Origin of the sequence: Chlorogloeopsis fritschii PCC 6912, from assembly GCF_000317285.1 — a bacterium.
Classification (GTDB): domain Bacteria; phylum Cyanobacteriota; class Cyanobacteriia; order Cyanobacteriales; family Nostocaceae; genus Chlorogloeopsis; species Chlorogloeopsis fritschii.
Window position 1 is genome coordinate 42,096 of record NZ_AJLN01000045.1, and the last position, 26,684, is coordinate 68,779.

Below are 26,684 nucleotides of genomic sequence, written 5' to 3' on the forward strand. Positions count from 1 at the left end.
TTTAAACTCTTATGCCTGAACTCCGCCAATCAATAGCCCAGCACTACCACGAACGCACTAAATACGATCCGCAAACGATCGCTTCAAAAAGTAAAAGGCTAGACTGGGCGAAACAGCCAGTACCATTCAAGGAGTACAAAATTGGCTCGAATTTTGACCTCAAGCCCTATATTGAAGAAAAGCTGGAAGATTTTACAAATAATCCTGAGGCTCAATGGTGGCAAAGATTGTCGCGGCTTTTGTTTTGCAGTTATGGATTGACTGCCAAAATGCCTTCTATGGGAAGTGCGGTGTATCTTCGTGCAGCACCTAGTGCGGGTGGTTTGTATCCAGCGGAAGTATATTTAGTTTCTCGCGGTACGCAACTTTTACCATCAGGGCTGTATAACTACCAGTGTCGCACTCATTCCCTAATGCATTATTGGGAAAGTGATGTTTGGCAAGCTCTGCAAAAAGCTTGTTTTTGGCATCCGGCTCTGGAAAATACTCAATTGGCAATTATTGTCACTGCTGTTTTCTATCGTTCGGCGTGGCGCTACGAAGATAGGGCTTACCGTCGCATTTTTCTAGATACGGGACATTTGTTAGGCAATATCGAGTTGGCAAGCGCTGTTTGTGACTATCGCCCTCATTTAATCGGCGGTTTTGTGGATGAAGCAGTAAACGAGTTGCTTTATATCGATCGCCAGCAAGAAGGAGCGATCGCTGTTGTTGCCCTAGCAGATTTATTTGATATTAAACAAAATTTGCCTACATGGCGAACGGCTCTACCTTCGGCTACCGAAACTAATTATCCTGAAATTCCCGATGGTGAGTTATTGAAGTATTTTCATCAAGCCACCGAAATTCAAGCAGGTACAACAGGTAAATTGAACTTGCCGGAGGTAAAACAAGAAAAATCCTTAGAAGATAAATACAACTTTCCTTTTTGTCAAAAAATTTCTACTGCCACCACACCAATTAGCTGGGGCGAAAAGTTGGAAGATTTAGAAATTACTATTCTCAAGCGACGTTCTACCCGTGCTTACAATGGTGATTATTTAACCTTTGATGAATTAAAAGCTTTACTTGATTTCACTTACCAACCTCAACATTACATAGATCAGAATTTAGATATTGCTCCAGACTATTTTGACTTGAATTTAATCGAAACATTTATCGCTGTTTCTGGGGTAGAAGGGCTGGAGGCAGGTTGTTACTATTACGCACCAAAAGCGCAAGAATTACGACAAATTCGCTTTAAAAACTTTCGCCGAGAATTACACTTTCTTTGTTTGGGGCAAGACTTAGGAAGGGATGCAGCAGCAATTTTGTTTCATACAGCAGATTTGAAAGCAGCTGTTGCCCAGTACGGCGATCGCGTTTACCGTTACTTACACATGGATGCAGGGCATTTGGGACAAAAATTAAATTTAGCTGCTATTCGCCTGGGTTTAGGCGTTAGTGGTATTGGTGGCTTCTTTGACGATCAAGTTAATGAAGTTTTGGGTATTCCTGCTGATGAAGCAGTATTGTATGTTACTACTTTAGGAAAACCAAGATAATTAACATCTTCCGCGGGAATAGCTCAACTCTCATCTTGCACCTCGTCCCTAAAACGCCTAGAACTTCAGTTCTAGGCTTATAGCTGAAGTCAGTTAAAACTGACTGAAAACTTTACCCAGTTTCCTTTAGTAGACTTTAGCTTTGCAGCCTTTGAAATTTTTTCTTGGCACACAAGAGCACAGATGCGAGATATGAGTCAAAGAATCTCGTAGCGAATGTCTTAAAAGTCAAGCGATCGCACTCAACTTCTTTGTATGCATTTTCTGTTAGCTAGCCGGGTATCTCAACAAAAGCGACAGAATAAAAAGGATACCTGACATCTTGCGCCATTCTCAGCAAGAGCCTTTGGCTCTAATTCTTGTTACCAGGTTGAACTTGGTAACGAGGGTGATTTCTAAATTTAATTTCCCAATAAAATAAACCTCCACAACTATTAAAGCTGCAGAGGTTTACTTCGTATTTGGTGGCGGGAGATGGATTTGAACCATCGACCTTCGGGTTATGAGCCCGACGAGCTACCAGGCTGCTCTATCCCGCGTCGTCTTCTCTAGTATAACTAGAAGTCAGAAATTTAGCAACTACAAAATCGATAATTCTCCAATTACTTCTAAACGTTTGTATCTACCTAAGTTCATAAAGTTTTCTGATAAGGCTTCGGCAACAGAGGGACTAATCCAACCCATTTGTTGGAGCAAGTGAATAGCAGCCGCATACTTTGCCCGTTTTGCCCCATCTATGGCTTTAATTGCCAATCCCATACCTTCGCCGAGTCTACCAATACACTGCACTCCTTCTGCACCAGCTTTACTTACGACTTCTCCTGGTGCTAAACGCATCAGTTCTGTGTCAAATTCTCCGTCTCCCGCTACCAGCGTCGGGTGATGAGTCATGGCACGGACAATACGCTCCATATCCAAACTACTGCTAGCAGCTAGTTGAGCATACAACGATGCCATCTGTCCAAGCTGCATGAGATAGGTGGGTGCACCACAATCATCGTGAACGCTGATAAATTCCTCGGCTGGCATTTTCAGCACTTCTGCTACTTTGGCTATAATCAGTTGCTGTACCGGGTGTTTGCGCTGCAAGTAGTTATTGAAAGACCAATTGCACTGCTGACAAACAGCTAGCATTCCTGCGTGTTTCCCAGAGCAATTGTATTCCAAAGGACTGCGTTTGCCTTCGGGGATCGGACATTGTAGTGCCGAAGGATCAATATCAGCTCGCCAAAGGATATTAAATACTTGTCGTACTTGCTGTATTGTTCCTTTGTGGGAACTGGTAATAATCGCTAAATCGCGATCGCTAAGGTCGTAGCGTTCCAAGGTACCTGTGCTAGTAACGGCAAGTGCCTGAAACGGTTTGAGTGCGGAACGGACAAATGTTGCAGTTTCAGCATTTCCGGCAACAGAAAGCACTCGTCCTCGGTTGTCGCATACAACAGCTTGGACTATATGCTTTGATTCAATTATGCCTTCGCGCAGCAACCTAACTTCCAATACGGCGGCTTGAGTTCGTTTTCCCATTGTCATGGGTGATTATTTATCGCTATTTTGTCTTTTGTGAGTGGTCATTTGTCATGTGTTAGTTGTTGCTTGTTAGTTGTTAGTTGTTAGGAATAATTACCAACTACTAGCCACTACCTACTAACTACTAACCATTAACCAATGACTGATGAGAATTTAAACTAAGTGCCAAACTATAGTACCAGCAACGAACAACACAGCCAAGCTAGCAAAGCTAATTTGTAACCGTTGGATAATAGGTTTGATTTGGTAGGTAACAATTAAGCGATCGCGGGTGAGCACTTCCTGCGGTTTTGTCCAAGTTTGGCCGTCATACCAACCAGACTCTTCATAAAATATGATTGGACTAGCTAGGCGATGTTGCACGTAAGACCAACCTAAATATAATCGCAGCAGTATGAGTATTAAACCCAAACTTGCTCCGGCAGAACCACAAAGGAGAAAATGGGCAATTTGTTTGTGTGGGGGAAAGCTAACTGCTGCGACGGCTGCTGCAATTGGCCAAGATAAACCCCAAATACAAGTTAATTTCGTGATATACTCGCGCCAATCTAGCGTGCAATCACGAAATAGCCAAGATGATTTTAGCTCTTCGTACTCATTTAGCGGTTGTTGCTCGGATGGAACAGGGCAATTTGAGACCGAGGACTCGATCATGTTTGTTTACCTCCACCATCATCAGATGTTGGAAACTCGATATGTTCTGCGTGTCCCCAGAACGCTTCTAAATTATAAAACTCGCGCTCTTTGGGCATCATAATGTGAACAATCACATCGCCGTAGTCTTGCAAAATCCAATTTCCCTCGGTTTTACCTTCTACCCGTAGAGGACGCCTTTGCCAATCTTGTTGTACTTTGTCTTCTATCGCATCGGCGATCGCCCTTACCTGTACTCTTGAATAACCAGTCATCACCACAAAGTAATCCGCCAGGTAAGACACATCTGCTACTCTCAGCAATAGAATATCACCTGCTTTCCGGTCTGATGCTGCTTCGGCAACTGTTTCGGCTACATTTTGACTGGTTGCATTAGTATCAATTTGCAGGTTTCTTACCGCTCCTTTTGTCACAGCGACTGATTGTAATGGGAAGTTTGCTTGGAAATAATCAGACATTAAACCTCAGCTGCTTTTTCTCTTTTTTGATAATTTTGATAAATTTTTACAATTACTGGCAAAAGACCATGGAATTGCAACTGTAAATAATAAGTTGGTTTTTTTGAATACTAACAAAAAATACAGATGTCTATGCGCTTGATTGAATCATTGGCTGTTTGGCTTTCGACTTTTGCAAGAACCAATTGCGAGTAGCGATCGCTCGCGGATGAATCAAACGAGGACTTAAGAGCAAAAATTTGCAAGTGTAATCGCAAGTCAACCAAACAGCCCGCTCCAAATTTTCCCAACAAACTTGTCTTAATGCTTGTAATTCTGAACTATTGCCACGCCCTGGCTCTAGAGTATCTGCTAAAAATACGATACAGCACAGCGGACTCATACCTGGTCTACCTAAGGTGTGATTGGCGATCGCTTGTAATACTTCTTCATCTTTAACACCAAATGTATCTCTAGCGACAATGGCACTGACATCTGCATGTAAAAGATGAGGAGATGCTGCTACCACTTCATCTATTTCCAATCCCTCAACTTCTGCCATCTGCAAAAGTTTTTGTGGCTGAAAATATTTTGCTAAATCATGCATTAGCCCAGCTGTAGCGGCTTTTTCTCGATCCAAATTGTAATGCTCTGCTAGCTCCATTGCCATTTGCTCGACCCTGAGAATGTGGTTGATTCGCGACGCAGGAACATTCTCTGCTAACCAAGCTAAGACTTTTTGGCGCATAATAGCTGAATACCTGAATTCAGGATTGTGGCAACAAATGTTATTGAATAGATATTCCTATTCTAACGGAGTTATCGGCTTGGATTTGTTTGCCCAGATTTAGCCTATTTTTGTAGCGAAGGCTAGTATTCAAAAAGTATGCCACCTGTATGGCTGTATACCAATTTTCTATGAAAGCAATTTTTGTAGGGTGGGCACTGCTTAACTTTCCTCAAACCTGATTTTGACGTTATGGACAGTGCCACCTTACGGTTTTTCCTACACTCTGTTCATACTTCCTGCTTCGACACTACTGTAGACTCTATAACTGGGGTATCTGCCGTAACTGTGTAGAAGAGGGACTCATAATGATTTAGAGCCTGCTCAAAAGCATATTGCTCTGTGGCATATTGACGACTGTTATAACCAAGAGTTTGAACTTTGTTCGGATGTTGGTATAAGTCCAAAATTGCCTGGGCTAGAGCATCTGGATCTTCTGGAGGAACAATAATTCCACCCCCACTTTGTCTGATTGCTCTTGCAGCAGTTCCGTTTTCAGGTACAGAAGCAACCAATGCTCGACCACTGGCAAGTAATACTTGAATTTTCGATGGCATATTGAAGGAGATCACATTTTTCTTTTGCACTACCAAGCCAATATCAGCAGCAGCTAGCATCTCTGGCAAATGTTCGCGGGGTTGAAAAGGTAGTAACAAAACGTTATCTGCACCACATTTTTGGCATTCTTGTTGCAATCTTTGCAAACATGAAGCTTCGCCAACGATGACAAAAGCAATATCTGGAATATGCCGCAACACAGAGGCTGTTTTGACAACTGTTTCTAAGCCTTGGGTGAGAGCTATATTGCCTGAATATAAGACTACAAATTTGCCATTCAAGTTATGGGCAATACGGAAAGCGTTATTGTCCTTGGGCAAGGGGCGAATGAAGTTTGTATCAACCCAATTAGGAATTTGCAAAAGTTTATTAGCTTCGACATTTTTAGCGAGCAAATTTTCTATAAAACCATCACTAATAACGCTGATTTTGGTGGCGCTACGGTAGGCAAATTTTTCTAAAGCTGTAAAAACTTTAATCAGCAATTTATTTTTAAGCAGACCGACATGGATAGCAGCTTCGGGTAATATGTCTTGAAGGTTTAACACTACAGGACAACCATACAACCATCCCAACAAGGTAGTTGGTATACAAACCGGTAAAGATGGAGAAGGTGTCAGGATGACGTCAGGACGCCAACCATTTAAAGCTGGTAGAAGACTTGTGAAGACAAAGCTAGCGTCTAGCAACATCCGATCTAATAAATTTGGCTGCGGACGAATCCAAACATAACTGCGTTGAATTTGAACACCATTTTTATACTCAGTAACATACAACTTCTTCCTATACCCTTCGTAAATTTGACGCTCAGGATAGTTTGGCATTGCAGTGACTACGCGCACTTTATGTCCCCGCTTAACCAGTCCCTCTGCTAATTCAGTCATCAAAGGAGCGATGCCAATTGGTTCTGGATAGTAGTTATATGAGTAAATTAAAATCTGCATATCAAAATTAGTCAGAATATGCTTGGTATTTGCTTAGTCTGTTGATTTAAAAGCTTTCTGCATTCAGAGAGCAGTTCTGTTTAATTTTCTCTTTGAATTCTTTTGATGTCAGCAAGTTTTCATTAAAGTTTTAGTAAAATTTAATACCTTTATGTAGGTATACCAAGATATTTATTACTTTTAAATCACACTATAAAAAACAGCAATTAAGTATTTATTCTTAGTTAAAATTTCTATATTGATTACTTTTGGAGCAAGATATAAACCAAAATTTGTATTTTAAATAAGTACAATTTCCAGAACAGGAAAAATATATGAATATACTAAGTTAACTATTATCGTTTTATACTGAGCGTGAGATGTGCGCTGATTTACTTACTTGTTATTTAAGAAGCTTCTGTACTACAAAAAATCTAGGAGTAGGAAAGCATACAAGAAAAAGAGCTTCCTTGTTTCCCCGCTCCTAAATTTATACATTTAAGCTAAACGGCACCACTATTTTTGTGAAATAGAATGGCTATTGTTTTGAGAATAAGCTTTAGATCGTATAGTAAGCTCCAGTGTTTTTGATACTGCAAGTCCAGACGAATCACATCCTCAAATTTACGTATGCTAGAGCGTCCATTTACTTGCCATTCTCCAGTCATACCCGGTTTTACATCTAGTCGTTGCCACTCAGGTACTTCATAACGCTCTACTTCATCGGGTGTAGGCGGGCGGGTGCCGACTAAACTCATCTCTCCTTTAAGGACATTCCAAAATTGAGGAAGTTCATCCAAACTGGTACGTCGCAAAAAGGCTCCTACTTTGGTAACTCTGGGATCTTTATCAATTTTGAAAAAAGCCCCTTGTACTTGGTTGTGTTTTTCCAGTTCAGCTTTCCTAGCTTCTGCATCAACATACATCGATCGGAATTTCCAAATCCGAAAGCGCTTACCCATCCAACCACAGCGAGTTTGGCTAAATAAAATAGGGCCGGGATCGTCAAGTGTAATAGCAACAGCGATGGGAATAAATACAACTCCTGTAATTAATAACCCTATAAATGCCCCAACAACGTCTATCAAACGTTTCATCCAAGAACGCACAGAGGGGTGTGTGGTTGGTAGCTGCTCCTCTAATTGTCGGTTGGAGGATGCTTCGGTGTTACCACCAGATTCAATATGAAAAACCTCCTCCAAGCCTGTAAGGTTCAGTACTGCCATAACCTGAGGAGTAACATTCCGCAAACTCAATTCAATTCCTTTTTCTTGAGCAGTTTTGTAATTACTCACTAAAGCACCCAAACCACTGCTATCCATGAAAGTAGTCTGCTGAAAGTCGATGATAATTTTTTTAAGAACCGGATTTGCTTGGATTAAGTCTTGACAGGTTTGCTTAAATGCCACAGCTTCAAGCATGCTCAACCGGTGTGAGACCTGCACTACTGCCATATCATTTAATAACATTACTGAATCATCTACCTCTGTGGTTTGGCTATTCATGAAATCCTGTACTTTCATTGCCGTGTCAATATAATCGACCCAAAATTATTTTGTCTTAGCGAATCACTTTACCCGATGTTTACTCGGTTATTTACTGGAGTTCAGATTAGAGATTTTCAGGGACGGTTCACAATAGAACAAGAGGTTACAAAATATCCTTACGATTTTGCTGAAGTAGCGCATACGTACTGCTATCATCAATGACTACTAAAACTGTTACTAAACCTACAGCACGCCTGATTGAGGTCTTTTCCGCAATCCAAGGGGAAGGATTGAATGTTGGGACACGTCAAATTTTTATTCGCTTTGCCCTTTGTGACTTGCGCTGTCATTTTTGTGATAGCGCCCACACTTGGAGTACACCCACAACTTGTAGGATTGAGCGATCGCCTGGCTTACGAGATTTCGAGATTTACTCTAATCCCGTTTCTTTAACCCAATTAATTGAATGGGTTAAGCGGCAAAATATACTTCCCCTGCACGATAGTATTAGCTTAACAGGTGGTGAACCACTTCTTCATGCACAATTTTTGGTGGAATTTTTACCGCAGGTACGTACAGTCACTGGTCTACCTATATACTTGGAAACTGGCGGACATCGTCCAGAACAATTGGCAAACATTTTGCCCTATCTAGACTCTGTAGGTATGGATTTTAAGTTACCCAGTGTCAGTGGCGAAAGTCATTGGCAAGAACACGCAAAATTCCTCCAACTCTGTTATGAATCACAAGTGGAAGTTTTTGTCAAAATTATAGTTTCTGACAAAACAGACCCTACTGATTTAGAGGATGCTGGTTTATTAGTGGCAGAAGTTAGTCCGCAAATCCCCATTTTTTTACAACCTGTCACTCCTCTAGCAGCATCTGAACAACTTACTCAAAACCCTATATTTGCACCTGCTCCAGAGCAAGTTTTGATATGGCAAGCTTTAATGAAGCGGTTTGTCAAGCAAGTGCGTGTAGTGCCTCAGACGCATAAAATGTTGAACCAACTTTAAGTAGCTCGGTATTGTACTTAAAAATATTTTTTGATCGAGCAACAAGTTGTGGAATTGTGTTGAATTACTTTTGTTAGTAACTAACCTAGATTCCAAGGTTATCCAATTATAGGTGGGTATATGTAGTTTAAATTGGCTCATATCTTTAGTCTGGGTTGAACTAGAAGCACCAAAAGCTGAGGTTTTGAAAACTAGCGGTCATCTCCCGTGTCAAATAGGTGATTTTTTGTTATTATTCACCCCTCCGTTCGAGAATGAATGGAAAACTACTCAATGAACGTTTGAAAAGAATAAGGAGTAATAACTTTACCACCTGGAAATTACTGAGAGCAGTAATTTATGCAGGCAACGCAGTTGCTCCTCTGCTTCATTCTCATAGGAGTTTTGTGAAGATAGGAGCAAGCACCAGACAATTTTGATTAAATTTCAATGTGAACATTCGCACTGAACTTAATTAACCTTTTCTTAATATATTCTTAATCGGAAAGCCAGATGCACAAAAAAGCGATTTTCTAGGTGTGAGAGTTATGATGCAAGTAAGACATTGACTGTTCTTGTGCAGCAGCTTTGTTGTGCTAATTATTACGGATATATAAAATTCGCTTACGTATTTCCCTAAGCGATCGCGTGAGGTTTGATGATAGTAAGCTGTTCTTCGGTGAAACTTGGGAGATGGAAAGTTATTCAGCTAATCTGGGCATAGTGCTGTATATCTTTATCGTTGTGAATGTCACTAGTCATTTGTCCTTTGTCCTTTATGTTACAAATGACTAATGACTAATGACTAAGAACAGGCTTCACGAGTAAATGTGTAAATTGCATCCGTAATTGCCGATGCTTTTTAATATTCACTATCATCCATAGCAGCCTTAGATTTTGCCTTTGCTTTGTTAGCACTGCGTTTGAGGGCAGAAAGCCGTGCTTCGTATCTAGAGCGCTGGCGCTTGCCGGGAGTGATATCAATTAAGGTTTTTAAGGCGCTACCCAAGCTTTTGTAGGCGTTCGGAAGGCTATAACCAAAACGAGTTGCTAAGGCGATCGCTTTTTCGTCAGCTTCCACTAATTCCCTTAACTGCTTTTCCCCATTATTTTTTTGATAAAGTCGCCAACCAGAAACTCCGCACAGCGCTAAAGCGAGAAACAGCAACAATACATCTTGTACCCACAATTCACCAACAGCACCACCCAAACCAATCGCTAAGGCTGCCATTTCCCAACCATCTTTGGGAATAGTATCATTTTGAATGCGAGCAACTTCGTGCCAGAACAGCAAATTGCGCTGATCCATTGCTAGCGAATCCCATTTCACCAAGTCTATTTGAATTTCTACTTGGTCTTTACCTATTTCTTCAGAGCGGATCAGGGGTGGATTTACCTCTGTTGTACCTTCAACCATGACCCAGCTCTGCAATTCTGGCGGTAATAAGCCTTTTAACCGCCGGAGTTCACTCATTTCTGCTTTAGCAGAGGAGGTAGCATACGATGTCATATTTATCCAGCCCTAGTAAAACTTTCAGTATATCGAGGGTAACACTTTAGGAGTATAGCTATTTCACTGAGCATTTGAACTCATTCGCTAGGAAAACTTCCTCGCTTTTTACGAGCTTCCATTGCCTTTTCTAATAGTTCTAGCAATCCTGGAGCCTGTTCTTGAATACTAAGTAAGATTCTCTCACCTAGTTCCACGTTTCCTGGATCTTGACCTGTTTCCATCACGGCTTGCAGGCGAGGCAGTGCTACGCTATCAACCAACTGAATTAATCCACTCAAACAACGGTTGAATTGTTTCTCTGTAAGAGTGGAGTCTTCTAAGGGAAACTCTATAATGGCACGAATTTCACCGTCGGAAGGGTCATATTCCCATTGCAGCATCTTGGTTTCCCAAGAAATTGCCAGCATTGTCTGAAGGATAGCTACTTTGTGAGGATGATCTTGCACTCCCGCCAAAACTTGGGGCGCAAATAAGCGAAAAAATTTTCCTTCCTCATCTAGCTGAACGACAATCAAAAAATCTTCTATATTTTCACTTTCTACACCTGTAATAATCCGATCTTCTTCTTCATCTAAACGATAGTCCCAACCAAGATTATCCAAGTAATGAGCAATCTGTTCCAGATTCACAGCCATAAAAGCCTCATCATAAAAACTGGAGCGGCTATTTCCAGACCTAGTTTAACCTGCTACAGGTACTTTATTAGGTTGATTTAGATACTTCTCCTTATCTATCAATTTGCAATCAACTCTTGCTAATGTTGAAGCTAACTACAGGTTCAAAATATATTCTTAACAGAATATATTTAAAAAATATGCTTTTATCTAGTTGAGCCTAACCTTAACTATTACTTTTTTAATATCACATAAACTAAAAACACAAAAACACAGATCCCCGACTTCTCTAAGAAGTCGGGGATCTGATAGGACATATTTTACGTTATGTTAATTAGTAATTTTTGATTGTCAATGATATTTATGGATAAAAAAACTTTAATTTTAGCGATCGCACCCCTGATTTTTAGCCTTACTGCTTGTAGTGGAGAGGTGGCAAACACAGGAAATAAAAGCGCGTCACAAGCTACTCAAAGCCGTTTGGATACGATTAAAAGTCGCGGACAGTTAATTTGTGGTGTTAGCGGTGAACTACCAGGATTTAGCTTTGTCGGAACAGATGGTAAATACTCTGGATTAGATGTAGATGTATGTCGCGCCATAGCAGCGGCTTTGTTCGATAACCCAGATGCAGTAGAGTACCGCAATCTTAATGCGAAAGAGCGGTTTACAGCCGTACAAACCTCAGAAGTAGATGTTCTCAGCCGTAACACTACATATACGCTCAGTCGCGATACCTCCGTGGGTTTGGAGTTTGCACCGATAGTCTTTTATGATGGTCAAGGCGTCATGGTTCGTAAAAGTAGCGGCAGCAAGACTCTAGCAGATCTCAAAGACAAAGCAATCTGCACTCAAACTGGTACTACCAATGAGCAGAACTTAGCAGATCAAATGCGAAAACGGGGTATACCTTACAAACCCCTTGTCTTTGAGGATGTCAATACAGCATATGCCACTTATGCGCAAGGACGTTGTGACGCTGTTACCTCTGATAAATCCCAATTAATTTCTCGGCGCACAATTTTACCCAAGCCAGAAGATAATGTAATTCTTGATGAAAATCTATCTAGCGAGCCATTTGCTCCAGCTGTCGCCGACGGAGATAGTAAGTGGGCTAATACTGTTAAATGGGTAGTTTATTCCCTAATTAAAGCCGAAGAATTGGGAATTAATTCTCAAAATGTCGCAAAGCTTGCTAATAGTAACGATCCAGAAATTCGACGTTTTTTAGGAACTGAAGGTAACCTTGGGCAAGGGATGGGTTTGCCAAATGACTTTGCTGTCAGAATTATTAAGCACGTGGGCAACTACGGTGAAATTTACGATCGCAATTTGGGAGCAAAGACAAAGCTAAATTTTCCTCGCGGTCAAAATCAACTTTGGACAAAGGGTGGACTATTGTTTTCTCCTCCTTTTAGATAATCGGTTATAGCTCATGCATAATTTAAAATCTCCCTTGTGGCGTGATCGGCGTTACTGGCAAATTCTTGTTCAACTAATAATTGCATTTTTAGTAGTATTTTTAGTAGTTATACTATGGATCAATCTCAACTATAATTTGCAGAAATTAGGAATTAAATTTGGATTTGATTTTCTCAAGCAACAAGCTTCATTTGATATTAGTGAAACGCCTATTGCTTACAATCCATCTGATACTTACAGTCGCGCCTTATGGGTAGGCTTAATTAACTCTTTACGAGTGGCGATCGCGGGCATTATTCTCACTACTATTATTGGTATATTTGCAGGAATAGCACGCCTATCTGACAATTGGTTAGTACGAAATATCGCTGGGGTTTATGTAGAGATTTTTCGGAATACGCCTCTACTTTTACAATTATTATTTTGGTACTTTGCTGTTTTTCTGAGTTTACCTAAGATAGAAAACCAAATTTCTGTTTTGAGTTTAGTTTATATCAGTCAAAGTGGTGTGCAATTCCCGTGGTTTAGGCTCTCTTCAGAATTTTTTGCTTTGCTAATGGGATTGACTTTTTATACTGGTGCGTTTATCGCTGAAATTGTGCGAGGTGGTATTCAATCTGTACCAAAGGGACAATGGGAAGCAGCCCGTTCCTTGGGTTTAAAGCCTGGTTTGGTGATGCGACTGGTGATTTTTCCTCAAGCTTTGCGAGTCATAGTGCCACCACTGACAAGTCAATATCTGAATTTGACTAAAAACTCTAGTTTAGCGATCGCCGTAGGCTATCCCGATATATATTTTGTTGCTTCTACTACTTTTAACCAAACTGGTAGAGCGGTAGAAGCTATGTTGTTGATTATGCTTACTTATCTGACATTGAGTTTGACAATTTCTTTGGGAATGAACTTTTTTAATAGGATGGTGGCGATTAAAGAAAGATAAGAATATAGCAGGGAATAGGGTTGGGGGAACAGGGAGAGGGGGAGACAAGGGGACACGGGGACAAGGGGAGTAATAAATAATTGTACAGACGCGATTAATCGCGTCTGTACCCACTAACTACTGTACGGGCGGGTTTAGAAGATAAATTATCAGTTTGAAGGCAAGATAATCAACAAAACCCGCCCCTACTAACAAATGAATAATGACCAATGACTAACTTTTAAAATATGAATTGGCTGCGTAAAAACTTGTTTAATACCTGGTACAACAGCATATTAACTGTTGTCTGTTTGGTATTACTGTTCTGGATAGGTTGGGGTGTTTTGAGTTGGGCGATCGCTCAAGCACAATGGGAAGTTATTGGGGTAAATTTGCGTTTATTTTTTGTCGGTCGTTTTCCCCCAACATTATACTGGCGAGTTTGGATTGTGTTAGCAATAGCCTCCACGTTACTAGCTCTGACTTGGGGAGTTTTCTTTAGCAAACAAAGTGTGAACAGCCGACGAATTAACCTTTTTGCTTTGATTCTCTGCGGAGTCTTATTGTTTTTACCCCTAGATTTAAATACCCGCCTTTGGTTGCTGATAATCATAATTTTAATATTTGCAGGTTTTTGGCTGGGGAGAAGATGGAGTGGTGCGATCGCGCCTTGGCTTTCGCTTGCATGGTTGTTATCTTTCCCTGTGATATTTTGGTTAATTGGTGGTGGATTTGGTTTAAGACCAGTACCAACAAGTTTATGGAATGGTTTGCTGCTTACTCTCCTCATGGCAGCAGTTAGTATTGTGCTTTCTTTTCCCATTGGCGTGTTACTAGCTTTAGGACGTACTAGCAACCTACCTATAGTCCGTTGGTTATGTATTTTGTACATTGAAATTATTCGGGGGCTGCCACTAATTGGGATTTTATTTTTTGCTCAGGTGATGTTTCCCTTGTTTCTGCCAGGGGAAATTCGTTTGGATAGAGTTTTGCGTGCCATTGCTGGATTAGTTTTTTTTAGTGCTGCTTATATGGCAGAAAATGTGCGCGGCGGACTCCAAGCTATTCCTCGCGGACAAGTTGAAGCCGCCAAAGCCCTGGGACTCAACGCTTCCTTGGTTGTGCTATTAATTGTCCTGCCTCAAGCCTTGCGTGTTGCAATTCCGGCAATTGTTGGTCAATTTATCGGATTATTTAAAGACACTTCACTTTTATCTTTGGTGGGATTAGTAGAGCTTACAGGAATTGCCCGTTCTATTTTGGCACAACCACAATTTCTCGGTCGTTATGCAGAAGTTTATCTGTTTATTGGCTTAATTTACTGGCTATTTTGTTATGCTATGTCGCTGGCTGCTCGGCGCTTAGAGAAGCAGTTAGTGAACTGAGAGCTTGTACTACTCTCAATCGTAAGGTGGACACTGTCTATAACGTAAAAATAAGGGTTTGAGGAAAGTTGGCAGTGCCCACCCTACAAAATTTCTCATCGAAAATATAGAAAATGAGGAGTTAATTTCTGTGTCAGAACAAAAACCGATAATTATTGCTGATAATGTTCACAAATGGTATGGTAAATTCCATGCTCTGCGAGGTATAAGTCTAACAGTAAATCTTGGAGAAGTAGTAGTCTTAATGGGGCCTTCTGGTTCGGGTAAATCAACTTTAATCCGTACATTTAATGCTTTAGAAGATTATCAAAAAGGTAAAATAGAAATTGATGGAATTACCCTCAGCCATGATTTACGAAATATTGAAGCAATTCGCCGAGAAGTGGGGATGGTATTTCAACAGTTCAATTTATTTCCCCATTTAACGGTGATTCAAAATATTACTTTGGCACCAATTTGGGTGCGTCATTTGCCAAAGGTAAAAGCTAAAGAATTGGCAATACAACTACTAGAGCGAGTAGGCATTTTAGAACAGGCATATAAATACCCAGGACAGTTGTCTGGAGGACAACAGCAGAGAGTAGCGATCGCTCGTGCTTTAGCTATGCAACCTAAAATCATGCTTTTTGATGAACCAACCTCTGCTTTAGATCCAGAGATGGTGCGAGAAGTTTTAGAGGTGATGCGGAGTCTTGCCCGTGATGGCATGACAATGGTAGTTGTCACCCACGAAGTTGGATTTGCTCGTGAAGTCGCCGATCGAGTTATTTTGATGGATAACGGCAATCTAGTGGAATCAGCTACCCCTGACAGCTTTTTTAATAATCCCCAAGAAGAACGTACCCGGCAATTTTTATCACAAATTCTTTAGCTTAATAGAAATTATATGTGGATTGCAATACCTTTAATTTCAGTTAAGGGATTACCAAGAAATAAATTATTCAAATAAAAAAACCACAGAGACACTGAGAGCACTGAGAAATAAGAAACAGAGAGGTCTATTAAGTTAGGTTATTGAGTTGTTTTACATTTGGAAGTGCCTAATTTAGATATTTTTCTATCTAAAAGGTGATGCAAAATTAATATAACAGCTTTTTAAAATAAAACAACTTCTCCAATATTTAATATGCCTGATTATTCCACCATTACAGCAGAAATAATTCAGCAAGCGCAAACTATCGAGGATGTTCTTCCAATCAAAAATGAAGCTTGCCGCTCAAAATTCTTTTTCCATCCTCATCCCACCCCAAAAGTTTGCCTGTTCTTTCACGGATTTACTGCTGGCCCTTACCAATTTGAACCATTGGGAAAAACTTTGTTTGAATCTGGTTACAATGTTTTGATACCGTTACAGCCTGGTCATGGAGTAGCCGGCAATTGGAATGGTGACAACCCTCCTCCTCTGCCTACAGAACAAGAGGTATATCAAGAGTTTGCATCTTCCTGGCTGCAAGTAGCACGAAATTTAGGAGAGCAGATAATTATTGGTGGATTATCTACAGGTGGTAACTTGGCAGCTTGGTTGGCACTAGAATACCCCCAAGAAATAGAGAAAGCTATACTGTTTGCTCCCTATGTTAGTAGTAATAATCCAATCGTCAATTTTCTTGTAGAAATACTTCCTTTTTATTATGAATGGTTGAATAAAGATAATCCCGGTAATTTTGGTTATCACGGTTTTCGCATTCCGGCACTGCGATTATTTTTAGATATGGGTCAAACAGTACTGGAGCGAGTAGAGAAAGAAGCCGCAGTGCCAATGTTTGTTATTTCTAGTGAAAGTGACCCCACAATTGACCATAATGAACTACGAGCTTTATTTTTAGCTTTAAGAAAGAATCAGCATCAATCTTGGTATTTTAACTTTGAGAAAGTTTTTGAAATTCCCCATACCATGATGACTAAGGCTGAAGGTAATAACTATCAAGACTTATTGATTACCATAGCTAAAGCTTATATTGAAAGTGATATTACTTGGGATGAATTACTAAAAATTGGTTATCAAATATTGCAAGGAAAAAATTTTGATTTTGCTGCATCACAATTCAATTTAACCAAACAAATTTCTCCAGATGTGTCAGTTTTATTGACAGTGATGGAGAAGAAAACAATTATTGAGCAAATTCTGTAGGGTGGGCACTTTTAAGCTTTTGGTAAAACTCCTATTTTACGTTCTTTACAGTGCCCACCTTACGGTTGAGGCTCACAAAAAAGAGTTGCAAATAATGAAAATCCCTGCCCTTGCAAGAAGGACTAGGGAAACATTCAGAGCTTCTCAAAACAACTATTTAGCGCTTTCTGGCAATGCTGATGGATATATACCTTCGACAATTAACACAGGTCTTGTGTTGTATTCCTTCTCTAATTGTCCTCGCAATTGTTGGTTCCAACCAAAATTGTAGTCTCTCTCAAGCTCAGTAACAACAAATGGGCGGAGTGTACCAGTAGCAACAATCCTTTCGCCTTGTTTAATAGGAGCTTTTTCTTTGATTTGATCCGTCACTAAAACTAACAATGGATTATCGCCAAGGAGTGTATCGTCTTCAAGGACAAATGCACTAGGACTGTAAATTCTTTCGACCTCGGCAGGTACAGCAATTACCTTATTGTAGTATTTTTGTGGTTGTTCACTGATTTCTCCTGGTACTGGTGCCAAGGCAATTGACCGTGCAATAATTGCTGGTCTACCTTCATACTCTCGATAAGAATCTTGACCTAAATTTAAGCCGTATTCTTGTTGAATAGCATTGGGATCAAATTTAGTAACTGTACCCGTTACTTGCAATCTTGAATCTTGAGGTATGGGCCAGTTGACAGTTTGACCAGTATTATTTACAACGACTATTCTTTCACCGCTAAAAACTTCCCTGTCAGTAATTGTAAATACTTTGTCATTTAGCCTATTAATAGGCTGGCTTCTGACAGTCACAAGTTTACCTATAAGAGCATCTGTCTTCTGACTAACATCCGGTGCAGTAACGTTTTCTTTTTCTGCTACAGGTTTAGAAGTATCAGGAGCTTCTGCTGCTGGAGATTGAGGAGTAGTTGCTTGCTGTTGGTTAGGCGCACATGCAGGAAGAACTATCGCCGCTAATGCAATAGCTAGGGCACCTATGCGATTATTCCAACCTCCTTTTTGATATTGATTAAAAGTTGTCATTTTTCCTCCTTATTATTAAACTTATTGGAACAAATTCATAACTACCTACCCTTTCTAATCTTTTTCATGTTGATTAGAAATTACCTAAAAGATATTAGTAGTTACTTTTGATCCCTATTATTTTTTGCTTGAGAAAATATTAACGACACTAGTCTAGTCTAAAAAATTGAATAGCCTTAACCTTCTATCTAAAGAAAGAAAGCCAAAGATAGATTATTTGTTCTGATAACTTTAATCGTTAGTCAATCCATTATTTTAAAATTCTGAAGCTGTAAATTACAGATCCCCGACTTCTATAAGAAGTCGGGGATCTTGTGTTCTGCAAATGATTTAGGACTGCTGTATTCTGCCTTATTTTCACTGAAGATATCTGTATCAAAAAAAATACTGAATACCGTAAAATTATCATTAGACTTATATATACCATCTTGCTAAAATTTGGTCACTTATCACTGTAATATAAAGCACTTACATAATTAGTTGATATCAACAGTGTTTTTTTACAGAAGTATTAGTATGTTTTCTCTGACTCAGTAGTCAAGATTATAAAAAATGTTAATGAATAATATGGGTGAAAAGCCAAATTTAGGAAGCAAGTTTAAAAAAAAAGTTGATAATTTCTTTGTTTTCTTGGAAATTTTTGAATGTGAAGGAGGAATCCAATCCTACATCAAGGATATTTTTCGTGCCTATCTAAGTTTTACTGAAGCCTATCATGGTCAAGTATTTTTACTAAGAGATAGCTTCTGTTGCTCAAATCCTTATCAGTGTGAGCGTTTACAGTTTCATTACTTTAAAAGTCATTCTCCCCAAATTGGGAGAGTTAAAATCACAGCAGCTTTGCTAAAATCTCTGCTACAACAACACCCTCAACACGTTTTTTGCGGTCATATAAAACTAGCAGTATTAGTACAAACTCTCTGCCAGCCCTTAGGAATTCCTTACACTGTCCTAACTTATGGTAAGGAAGTATGGGAGGTGCTTCCACCTCAGCAGCAACGCGCTCTTGCCTGTGCCGCCAAGATTTTAACAATTAGTCGTTACAGTCGCGATCGCCTCTGTGCAGCAAATAATATCGAACCCAACAAGGTACACCTACTTCCTTGTGCTATTGATGAAAATAAATTTACTCCAGGTATCAAACAGCCAGAATTAATCGATAAGTATGATTTGGCAGGGGCAAAGATATTAATGACCGTAGCACGACTGTGGTCAGGAGATATCTACAAAGGTGTAGATGTGACAATTAGAGCTTTACCGCAAATATCTCAAGCTTTTCCAGAAGTAAAATATTTGGTAATTGGCCGTGGTGACGATCAACCTCGATTAGCCCAGCTAGCAAAAGATTTAGGTGTAGCAGAACGTGTAATATTTGCTGGCTTCATCCCTACAGAGGAACTAATAACACACTATCGCCTTGCAGATGCCTACGTTATGCCTTCTCAAGAGGGATTTGGTATTGTTTATCTTGAGGCAATGGCTTGTGGTGTGCCTGTACTTGCTGGTGATGCCGATGGCTCATCTGAACCGTTGCAAGATGGGAAATTGGGATGGCGGGTACCGCACCGCGATCCTGATGCTGTAGCCAAAGCTTGCATTGAAATACTCAAAGGACACGATCAGCGTTGTGATGGGCAGTGGTTGCGAGAAGAAGCGATCGCTTGTTTTGGGATGAATGCTTTTCAGGAGCGGTTACGACAAGAATTGTTGTTTGTTGAACCTACACCCTTATCCAGTTGTTAAAATCTGCTTCAGAAATATGTATCACGCCTGAGATGAATGATACAAAAGGTATCATTAACTTCTGTTTGCTGATTTTGGGTGCGATCGCTAACAGTCGGTTGTGGTTCACTCTAGAAAAACCACTGCCCGCAACAACGCCCCACAATTTCTTAAACTGGATCTGCAAGACACTCACAAACGCCTAAGAAGATGAAAGCATCTGCAAAATTCGATTTTGAGGACGAGAAGTTTAACGCACCCCCTTCTCAAATCATCCCTTGGTGTCAGATGATTAATCCTCGGTATGGCAACAATGGTATTCAACATTATGGTTTGGCAATTAAACTAGATAACGCTCATGCTGTGGGCTTTCAGCCAGATGACAATTGGCAGCAGGTAGAGCATGAATTTAGCTCTGGATTAGAAACGGTATATATCACTACTACCCCCCGCATAGTTATCGTCAGGCGAGGGCCTTTGTCTGTCAAAGATAGGGAAACTGGTATTAAGCTCGGTACCCTTAGAGATAATTACGATGCTTTTTTAGCAGATAAACTTAAATTTAAAACTTTTACACGCTACTTAATTTTTCTGGTCGCAGAAAATAAAAAGTTTTTACATGAATTGCCTTTGCAATTAACCCTAAACGGTGCAGCAGGAGCAAGTTTTAGCAAAGCCTATTGTGAATATCAACAAGGTAGAGTTGCAGGTGGATTCGTCGCCGAACTAGAAAGGGCATATGCCGGGTATCGCAAGCAACCTTTAACGCCAAAAGGGCAGCTATTTCATGCTCACGGAATTTTTTGTCCTATGATTGATTGCGAAGAAAGAGGCATTGAGCCAAACACGGTTCTAGTTGCTTCAACTGTGGATTATAAACATCCTACTATTGGGACGTTAACACAATATTTGATTGCTTCTGATTCTCCAGAGTCAGAAATCATTATCAAGACTTTTGAAGAACACAAAGAGTTTGGTAGGGAAACTGTGAAAGCGGAAACAGCAAAGATGGTGCCTGTAGGGGTTTCTAGCTCCTACATTTACCCAGATGAAGATGATTTTGGTTATCCGCCTTACTAGGCTATTAGCTGTTGAAATTCATCTATGTTACGTTTGATTAATACTCCGCCTTTGCAGTACATATGTACTATAATTTTGTGGTTGAGAGAAACTTACTTGCATATCTGCAAGGAGAAAGGCAATGACAGAGTTTCGTACAATCACTCCACATTTGACAGTTAGTGAGGCCAGGGCGGCAATAGAGTTTTACAAAGCAGCTTTTGGTGCGATTGAGAAATACATTCTGCCCTCTCCAAAAGATAACAAAATTATGTATGCCGAGTTGGAAATTGGCAACTCAGTAATTTATTTAAATGATGAATTTCCAGATTTTGGTTCCCAGTCGCCGATAACTTTAAATGGTTCGCCCGTCACAATGCACTTGCAAGTTGATGATGCAGATGCTTGGTTTGCTCGTGCGGTGAATGCGGGAGCTACGGTGACAATGCCTTTAGAGGATATGTTTTGGGGCGATCGCTATGGCAAGCTAGTCGATCCCTTTGGTCATCATTGGTCGATTGCCAGTCAAATTGAAGAGGTACCACCAGAAGAAATCATGCAACGGGCAACAGCCCAACTGTCTAGTTGATGCCTGAGGATTGTAGTTTGACGCTAGTTGAATAATAAAGTAAAATGGCAGATTGTCTGTCTAATTCCTGCTCGGATCAGGTAAATTCATATTTTGCATTTACGTTCTTGTCCACCAAGAAATAAATTTCTGGGCTGCAAGGCAAAAGTCTGCTTAAGCAGACTAGGCAAAATTTCAGTCCGTTTTAATGAACTTGGGCTATTAGCCTGGAACTGAAGTTCCAGGCGTTTTAGGGACGAGGTGCAAGATTTGAGTAGACATACTACAAAAGCTGGCAAAAAAAGTCAGCTACCTGTACGGCAACTTTTAAGGACAATTACATGACCTACGCAATTATTGAAACTGGCGGCAAACAATTACGAGTTGAAGCAGGCCGCTTTTATGATATTGAACTGCTTCATGCCGAATCAGATGAAAAAGTTACCATAGAATCAGTGCTGCTAGTGCAGCATGATGGTGAAACAACCATTGGACAGCCTCTAGTGGCAGGGGCAAAAGTAGAAGGGACAGTAATGCGGCATCTTCGGGGTCGCAAAGTCCTGGTGTACAAAATGAAACCGAAAAAGAAAACCCGCAAAAAGCGGGGACATCGGCAAGAAATCACCAGGTTAATGATTAACTCTATTAGCCTGAATGGTTCTGTACTTGCATCGCAAGAAACAGCAACCACTACTAGTGAGGCAACAGAAGAACCTGCCCAAACAGCTGCTGAATAATATAGTAGGGGCGGGTTTATGTAGAAGATATTTCGCCTATTCACAGGTGCTTTTTTTTAACCCGCCAGTACAGTAGTTAGTGGTTTATTTGCTACTACTAACTACTATCTACTAACCACTAACCACTAACTATTCACATTATCTAAAAAGAGGAAATTATGGCTCATAAGAAAGGAACAGGTAGTACACGCAACGGTCGTGATTCTAATGCCCAACGATTGGGTGTGAAGCGTTATGGCGGACAGGTTGTGCGCGCGGGCAATATTCTCGTTAGACAACGGGGTACTAAATTTCACCCTGGCAACAACGTCGGTATTGGTAGCGATGACACTTTGTTCGCTTTAGTTGATGGTGTAGTAACTTTTGAACGCAAGGGCAAAACCCGTAAAAAAGTTAGCGTTTATCCAGTTGCTGCTGAAGTTGCTGCTTCTTAAGTACCAGAATCTTCAGCAGGGTAGGCATTGCTGCTACCCTGCTTGATGATTCAGCCATAGATATTGTATTGGAACATTATTCGTTCCACAAAAGCACCCATAGCTAAACCTGCTAGAGAAAAAATACTTGTAATACAAAAAGCTTGTACTTCTCTAAATCCTGCTGCTTGGAAATCTATTCTCACCAACATTAAAGCAGCAAGAATCACCAAAATATCAAGAAACAATCGAAAGCGGGCAAAAACAAGAAAGAACAGGAAAGCCGCTAATACGGTAACACTAAAGGATCTAAGGTTTGATGTAAATAAATTAACAGAATAGTCTGCTATCCTTGCCAAAGGACTGGTTAAGCTTGCCACTAAAAATAAGATAGCGATCGCAACCAGCACCCAGATAAAATGTGGAGGATTTGTAGCAGATAACACCCAGCCCAAGGAAATAAAGGTAAGCAGCAGTAGTATCAGGGAAAGCCAGGGAAGTTTTTTCAAAATAGACATGAGTTATTTTCCCAGTACTAGGTCAAGCTACGATTCCACAGTTTAATAGTGGCTAAATTACCACGCTTTGAGAATTGCTTGTGTTCAACTTTCTCTTAGCATCTATGATAAGTGGTCTTTTTAACTGTGCTAAATACAACTAGGGATTAAGAATTTCATAGAGAATTTTGGCAAAACAACTTAAATATTTTCTTAAACATTTGTAAACTGTTAGCAGTTATGTAGCCGCGTGTCACGTCTTGTTAAGGAAATATCATGAAACAACTTGTTATAGCTGAACGCGTGTGCCTGATTGGTCATATTGTGTCAATGGTGTTTGGACTAGTAGGCATCTTACTGGTCGTTCCTCATCCCGAACTCATTATGAGCTTATCCGAGGTAGGACAAACCGCCATGCAATGGAGTATGGCTGGAGGTGGCGTAGTTTATATGATTTTGGGAACCGCAGCTGTTGCTTTATATGCTTATAGAACATTGGGGTTGCGTTTGTGGCTGGCTTTTATGCTGCCCGCAATATTTATTTCTTTAACCAGTGAATTATTAGGAACTAGTACTGGATTTCCTTTCGGTCATTACACTTACTTAAGTGGCTTGGGCTATAAAATAGCAGGCTTAGTACCATTTACTATTCCCTTGTCGTGGTTCTATTTGGGATGTGCTTCTTACTTGTTGGCGCGTGCTGGTTTAGAAGTAGATAAAAAACCCAGCTTACTGCGTCATGCAGGTGCTGTGGCTTTGGGTGCTTTGTTGCTAACCTCTTGGGACTTTGTGCTTGATCCGGCAATGAGCCAAACTGCTTTACCATTTTGGTATTGGCACCAGCCAGGAGCTTTCTTTGGGATGCCTTACCAAAACTTTGTGGGATGGTTGGGTACTGGTTGTGTGTTTATGACGGTGGCTGCACTGTTGTGGAGAAATACACCAATTCATTTACAGGGATGGCAACTCAATCTACCCTTGATTGTTTACTTGAGCAACTTTGCCTTTGCTACTGTCATGAGCTTGGCTGCTGGATTCTCTATCCCCGTGTTACTTGGTTTGCTACTTGGTACAACTCCTGCGGTGCTGTTGTGGTGGAAAGCTCAAACTACATCTACACCAGCGGCTTTGGAATCGACAACCAAAGAGATGCAAGCAGCTCAGGTAAGAGTTGCTCTCAAATAAACCAAATTACCTATTAGACGCGATCAAGATTTAATTAATCGCGTCTTTAAATATTTAGCATCTTCCATCATTGAGGCAAGTTCATACAACTGCAATTGCCCAGATAGACAGCAGTTTTAGTTATACATCCTTCAGCATTTTTACAAGTGATCGGTTGGTTAACAATAGTAAGCGCCTTTTCGCTTTTTTTATTACTCATACAAGTCCCAGCAACGGCCATTTTACTGTCGCGCCTCTTTAAAGGGCCTTTGCGCCATCCTCCCATTACACCCCAACACCCAACACCAGAACTTTTGGGTAGTGTGAGTGTAGTTGTTCCTACTTTGAACGAAGCTCTTCGGATTAATCCCCTCTTAACTGGTTTAAGTCAGCAAAGCTATGAAGTTCGGGAAATTATTGTTGTAGACAGCAACTCTCAAGACGGTACCCCTGACTTGGTAAAAGCCGCACAAAAACAAGATCCCCGCTTTCGCTTAATAACCGACGATCCCTTGCCAGCTAATTGGGTAGGGCGTCCTTGGGCATTACATAACGGCTTTTTGTACAGTTCAGAGGCAAGTGAATGGTTTTTGGGTATGGATGCCGATACCCAGCCATCACCTGGCTTAGTTGCAGGTTTAGTAAAGACAGCAGTAGCTGAAGGATATGACCTTATTTCTCTTTCGCCCCAGTTTATTCTCAAGTATCCAGGAGAGTGTTGGTTACAACCTGCGTTGTTAATGACGCTACTTTATCGTTTTGATCCTGCTGGTATTAATACTGAGCAAGCAGAGCGGGTGATGGCTAACGGACAGTGCTTTTTATGCCGTCGTTCTGTTCTAGTTAATGTCAATGGTTATACCAGCGCTAAAAGTTCTTTTTGCGATGATGTTACCTTGGCACGCCACATAGCCGCTTCTGGTTTTAAAGTGGGTTTTTTAAATGGGGCAAAAGTTTTGAAGGTGCGAATGTATGAAGGTGCTAAAGAGACTTGGACAGAGTGGGGACGAAGCCTTGACTTGAAAGATGCTTCCTCCCGTTCCCTATTATGGGGAGATTTGTGGCTACTCTCGGCAGTTCAAGGTTTACCCTTACCCATTGTACTTAGTTTTTTCTGCTTTTCTCTTACTCTTTGGCGCTCCCAAGGCACTGCCCCTACTCTCCTCCTCTCTCCCCTTTTGTTATTACTAGGGCTGAATTTATTTCTGCTGGTAATTCGCTTTGCAATGCTTTTTGCGATCGCACCCAGCTACGATCGCACACTCGCCAAAGGCGGTTGGCTATTTTGGCTTTCTCCTTTGGCAGATCCGCTAGCAGTGCTGCGTATCTTTTTGTCTGCGTTTCGCACACCCCGGAAATGGCGAGGAAGAGAGTATAGCTGAGGGGACAGGGGATAGGTGATAGGTGATAGGGAATAGGGGGACAAGGAGAAGAATTTTCCCACTCCCCCACTCCTCCACTGCTCCACTCTTCTTCTGCCCCACTCTTCCTCTCTTTTACTCATCTCCTTCATTAATGCGATCGCCGCGTTCTAGTTCCCAAAGAATTTGATTGCCTTCTCGGCGTACCCGCGAGACAATCCAGTTACGCCAGCGCCATTGATCGCCACGACTGGTAACAGCGCTAGCGTGAACATCCATTAGATCTGCTAATTCAGAACTGGTAATTAGGTAACCTTTTTCGGCAATTTCGTCGGCAATTCGCAGAGTTTCAACTAAATTACGGAGTTGAATTACCCTCATTTCACGTGGTAATTCCTCGTTGTTAAGGGCAGCTGAGGTATGAGAAGTTTCAATCATGTTTGTATCGGGTGCAAGAGAACTGATATCTTGTGTATTTTGGTTCATTATCATTAATTCGTCACTAGAATCAGATAAACTTGCTACCGCAACTTCTTTTTTTTGTATCTGTGAAAGTGCGTCAGAGGAAGTAGTTTCGGTAATTTGTTTGAGTAATGGAGTTTTACCACAAGCAAAGGCACGAGCGATCGCATCGCAGCGTTCGTTACCTTCATTACCTGCATGTCCCCGGACGTGTTGCCATTTTACTTGGCGAGTGTTGAGTTGATCGAGAATTTCTAGTAAATCTTGATTGAGAACCGGCTTCCCGTCTGCCTTTTTCCAGCCTTTTCTTTTCCAGGTTTTTACCCATTTAGTAACGCAATTAATCAGATACTCGCTGTCAGTGTAGAGGGTAATTGGTTGGCTTTGTCCCGATGCTTTGAGAAATTCTAAAGCCGCGATCGCAGCTTGCATTTCCATTCTGTTATTGGTGGTTTGCTTGGCTGCATCGCCTATTTCATGAATAGAGCCATCACCGAAGTAGACAACAATACCCCAACCGCCTGGCCCTGGATTGCCGGTGCAAGCGCCATCAGTATATATACTTTCGATAGTGGGAACAGAAGACATAATTGACTGATTTAATCGCAAAAGCACAATTTATGCCAATTAAAAGTAAATTAGCAACAAAATATACGAAAGATAACTAAGGTTAGCACAATTGCAATAGTACTTATATCTAAATTTACAACAAAGGTAGATCAGGGTAGAACAAGCAAGCACCTATTACAATTTGCCTTCTCTAAGTCAGTACG

The 26,684-nt window shown here is 40.8% G+C and carries 26 protein-coding genes and 1 tRNA gene; 15 read left to right on the forward strand and 12 right to left on the reverse strand.

Going from position 1 to position 26,684, the window contains the following annotated elements:
* Positions 1 to 11 precede the first annotated feature (11 nt).
* A complete protein-coding gene (locus UYC_RS0104650) occupies positions 12 to 1,544 on the forward strand; it encodes a SagB/ThcOx family dehydrogenase (protein WP_016873484.1) in 1,533 nt (510 codons plus the stop codon).
* A 462-nt stretch (positions 1,545 to 2,006) separates the two neighbouring features.
* Here the strand turns inward: UYC_RS0104650 and UYC_RS0104655 are convergent.
* The 7 genes from UYC_RS0104655 to UYC_RS0104685 form a co-directional block, all read right to left on the reverse strand.
* Positions 2,007 to 2,083: transfer RNA gene (locus tag UYC_RS0104655), tRNA-Met, on the reverse strand.
* A gap of 40 nt (positions 2,084 to 2,123) precedes the next feature.
* Positions 2,124 to 3,077, reverse strand: coding sequence for an asparaginase (locus UYC_RS0104660; RefSeq protein WP_016879271.1), 954 nt, complete (start codon positions 3,075 to 3,077; stop codon positions 2,124 to 2,126).
* 150 nt (positions 3,078 to 3,227) lie between these two features.
* A complete protein-coding gene (locus UYC_RS0104665; protein ID WP_016873486.1) occupies positions 3,228 to 3,728 on the reverse strand; it encodes a CGLD27 family protein in 501 nt (166 codons plus the stop codon).
* The gene (gene rsfS / locus UYC_RS0104670) at positions 3,725 to 4,186 is read right to left on the reverse strand and encodes a ribosome silencing factor (RefSeq protein WP_016873487.1); all 462 of its coding nucleotides are present in this window, start codon (positions 4,184 to 4,186) and stop codon (positions 3,725 to 3,727) included. Before rsfS ends, UYC_RS0104665 begins: the two co-directional genes overlap by 4 nt.
* Positions 4,187 to 4,316: 130 nt before the next feature.
* Positions 4,317 to 4,913, reverse strand: a complete 597-nt coding sequence (yqeK, locus tag UYC_RS0104675; protein ID WP_016873488.1) for a bis(5'-nucleosyl)-tetraphosphatase (symmetrical) YqeK — start codon at positions 4,911 to 4,913, stop codon at positions 4,317 to 4,319.
* A gap of 269 nt (positions 4,914 to 5,182) precedes the next feature.
* Entirely contained in the window at positions 5,183 to 6,454 is a 1,272-nt protein-coding gene (locus tag UYC_RS0104680; protein WP_016873489.1) for a glycosyltransferase family 4 protein, read from the reverse strand.
* Between the two features lie 482 nt (positions 6,455 to 6,936).
* On the reverse strand, positions 6,937 to 7,938 hold the full coding sequence (locus tag UYC_RS0104685) for an anti-sigma factor antagonist (protein ID WP_016873490.1): 1,002 nt from the start codon (positions 7,936 to 7,938) through the stop codon (positions 6,937 to 6,939).
* A 200-nt stretch (positions 7,939 to 8,138) separates the two neighbouring features.
* Here UYC_RS0104685 and UYC_RS0104690 point away from each other — a divergent pair, with 200 nt between their 5' ends.
* Positions 8,139 to 8,936: a 7-carboxy-7-deazaguanine synthase QueE gene (locus UYC_RS0104690; protein WP_016873491.1), complete on the forward strand. Its 798-nt coding sequence runs from the start codon at positions 8,139 to 8,141 to the stop codon at positions 8,934 to 8,936.
* Between the two features lie 841 nt (positions 8,937 to 9,777).
* On the opposite strand, the gene UYC_RS0104695 is transcribed toward UYC_RS0104690, so the two are convergent.
* Together UYC_RS0104695 and UYC_RS0104700 are read right to left on the reverse strand one after the other, a co-directional pair.
* Complete coding sequence (locus UYC_RS0104695; protein ID WP_016873492.1) at positions 9,778 to 10,425, reverse strand: DUF3318 domain-containing protein; 648 nt, start codon at positions 10,423 to 10,425, stop codon at positions 9,778 to 9,780.
* Positions 10,426 to 10,505: 80 nt separating this feature from the next.
* The gene (locus UYC_RS0104700; protein ID WP_016873493.1) at positions 10,506 to 11,063 is read right to left on the reverse strand and encodes a type III secretion system chaperone family protein; all 558 of its coding nucleotides are present in this window, start codon (positions 11,061 to 11,063) and stop codon (positions 10,506 to 10,508) included.
* 342 nt (positions 11,064 to 11,405) lie between these two features.
* Between UYC_RS0104700 and UYC_RS0104705 the strand changes: the two genes are divergently transcribed.
* The 5 genes from UYC_RS0104705 to UYC_RS0104725 all read left to right on the forward strand — a co-directional run bounded on the left by UYC_RS0104705 (position 11,406) and on the right by UYC_RS0104725 (position 16,899).
* Positions 11,406 to 12,464: an amino acid ABC transporter substrate-binding protein gene (locus UYC_RS0104705; protein WP_016873494.1), complete on the forward strand. Its 1,059-nt coding sequence runs from the start codon at positions 11,406 to 11,408 to the stop codon at positions 12,462 to 12,464.
* A gap of 13 nt (positions 12,465 to 12,477) precedes the next feature.
* Complete coding sequence (locus UYC_RS0104710) at positions 12,478 to 13,404, forward strand: amino acid ABC transporter permease (protein WP_016873495.1); 927 nt, start codon at positions 12,478 to 12,480, stop codon at positions 13,402 to 13,404.
* Between the two features lie 227 nt (positions 13,405 to 13,631).
* Complete coding sequence (locus UYC_RS0104715; protein WP_016873496.1) at positions 13,632 to 14,768, forward strand: amino acid ABC transporter permease; 1,137 nt, start codon at positions 13,632 to 13,634, stop codon at positions 14,766 to 14,768.
* 130 nt (positions 14,769 to 14,898) lie between these two features.
* A complete protein-coding gene (locus UYC_RS0104720; protein WP_016879272.1) occupies positions 14,899 to 15,639 on the forward strand; it encodes an amino acid ABC transporter ATP-binding protein in 741 nt (246 codons plus the stop codon).
* 255 nt (positions 15,640 to 15,894) lie between these two features.
* Positions 15,895 to 16,899, forward strand: coding sequence for an alpha/beta hydrolase (locus tag UYC_RS0104725; RefSeq protein WP_016873498.1), 1,005 nt, complete (start codon positions 15,895 to 15,897; stop codon positions 16,897 to 16,899).
* Positions 16,900 to 17,052: 153 nt separating this feature from the next.
* Here UYC_RS0104725 and UYC_RS0104730 read toward each other — a convergent pair whose 3' ends face one another.
* Entirely contained in the window at positions 17,053 to 17,928 is an 876-nt protein-coding gene (locus UYC_RS0104730; protein WP_016873499.1) for a hypothetical protein, read from the reverse strand.
* A gap of 552 nt (positions 17,929 to 18,480) precedes the next feature.
* Between UYC_RS0104730 and UYC_RS0104735 the strand changes: the two genes are divergently transcribed.
* From UYC_RS0104735 to rpmA, 6 genes are all read left to right on the forward strand, one after another.
* Positions 18,481 to 19,671 carry a glycosyltransferase gene (locus UYC_RS0104735; protein ID WP_016873500.1) on the forward strand — a complete coding sequence of 397 codons (1,191 nt, stop codon included), beginning with the start codon at positions 18,481 to 18,483 and terminating at the stop codon, positions 19,669 to 19,671.
* Positions 19,672 to 19,703: 32 nt separating this feature from the next.
* Positions 19,704 to 19,856 carry a hypothetical protein gene (locus UYC_RS37520; protein WP_157171213.1) on the forward strand — a complete coding sequence of 51 codons (153 nt, stop codon included), beginning with the start codon at positions 19,704 to 19,706 and terminating at the stop codon, positions 19,854 to 19,856.
* Positions 19,857 to 19,860: 4 nt separating this feature from the next.
* On the forward strand, positions 19,861 to 20,730 hold the full coding sequence (locus tag UYC_RS0104740) for a DUF5895 domain-containing protein (protein WP_016873501.1): 870 nt from the start codon (positions 19,861 to 19,863) through the stop codon (positions 20,728 to 20,730).
* A gap of 121 nt (positions 20,731 to 20,851) precedes the next feature.
* Entirely contained in the window at positions 20,852 to 21,298 is a 447-nt protein-coding gene (locus UYC_RS0104745; RefSeq protein ID WP_016873502.1) for a VOC family protein, read from the forward strand.
* A 320-nt stretch (positions 21,299 to 21,618) separates the two neighbouring features.
* Positions 21,619 to 22,014 (forward strand): 50S ribosomal protein L21, encoded by a 396-nt coding sequence (rplU, locus tag UYC_RS0104750; RefSeq protein WP_016873503.1) that lies wholly within the window; start codon positions 21,619 to 21,621, stop codon positions 22,012 to 22,014.
* Positions 22,015 to 22,172: 158 nt separating this feature from the next.
* Positions 22,173 to 22,448 (forward strand): 50S ribosomal protein L27, encoded by a 276-nt coding sequence (gene rpmA, locus UYC_RS0104755; protein WP_016873504.1) that lies wholly within the window; start codon positions 22,173 to 22,175, stop codon positions 22,446 to 22,448.
* Positions 22,449 to 22,498: 50 nt separating this feature from the next.
* Here the strand turns inward: rpmA and UYC_RS0104760 are convergent, their stop codons facing one another.
* A complete protein-coding gene (locus tag UYC_RS0104760; protein ID WP_016873505.1) occupies positions 22,499 to 22,945 on the reverse strand; it encodes a hypothetical protein in 447 nt (148 codons plus the stop codon).
* 255 nt (positions 22,946 to 23,200) lie between these two features.
* Between UYC_RS0104760 and cruF the strand changes: the two genes are divergently transcribed.
* Positions 23,201 to 24,109 carry a gamma-carotene 1'-hydroxylase CruF gene (gene cruF / locus UYC_RS0104765; RefSeq protein ID WP_016873506.1) on the forward strand — a complete coding sequence of 303 codons (909 nt, stop codon included), beginning with the start codon at positions 23,201 to 23,203 and terminating at the stop codon, positions 24,107 to 24,109.
* A gap of 146 nt (positions 24,110 to 24,255) precedes the next feature.
* Entirely contained in the window at positions 24,256 to 25,470 is a 1,215-nt protein-coding gene (gene cruG / locus UYC_RS0104770; RefSeq protein ID WP_016873507.1) for a 2'-O-glycosyltransferase CruG, read from the forward strand.
* A 114-nt stretch (positions 25,471 to 25,584) separates the two neighbouring features.
* On the opposite strand, the gene rnhA is transcribed toward cruG, so the two are convergent.
* The gene (gene rnhA / locus UYC_RS0104775) at positions 25,585 to 26,499 is read right to left on the reverse strand and encodes a ribonuclease HI (protein ID WP_016873508.1); all 915 of its coding nucleotides are present in this window, start codon (positions 26,497 to 26,499) and stop codon (positions 25,585 to 25,587) included.
* Positions 26,500 to 26,684 lie beyond the last annotated feature (185 nt).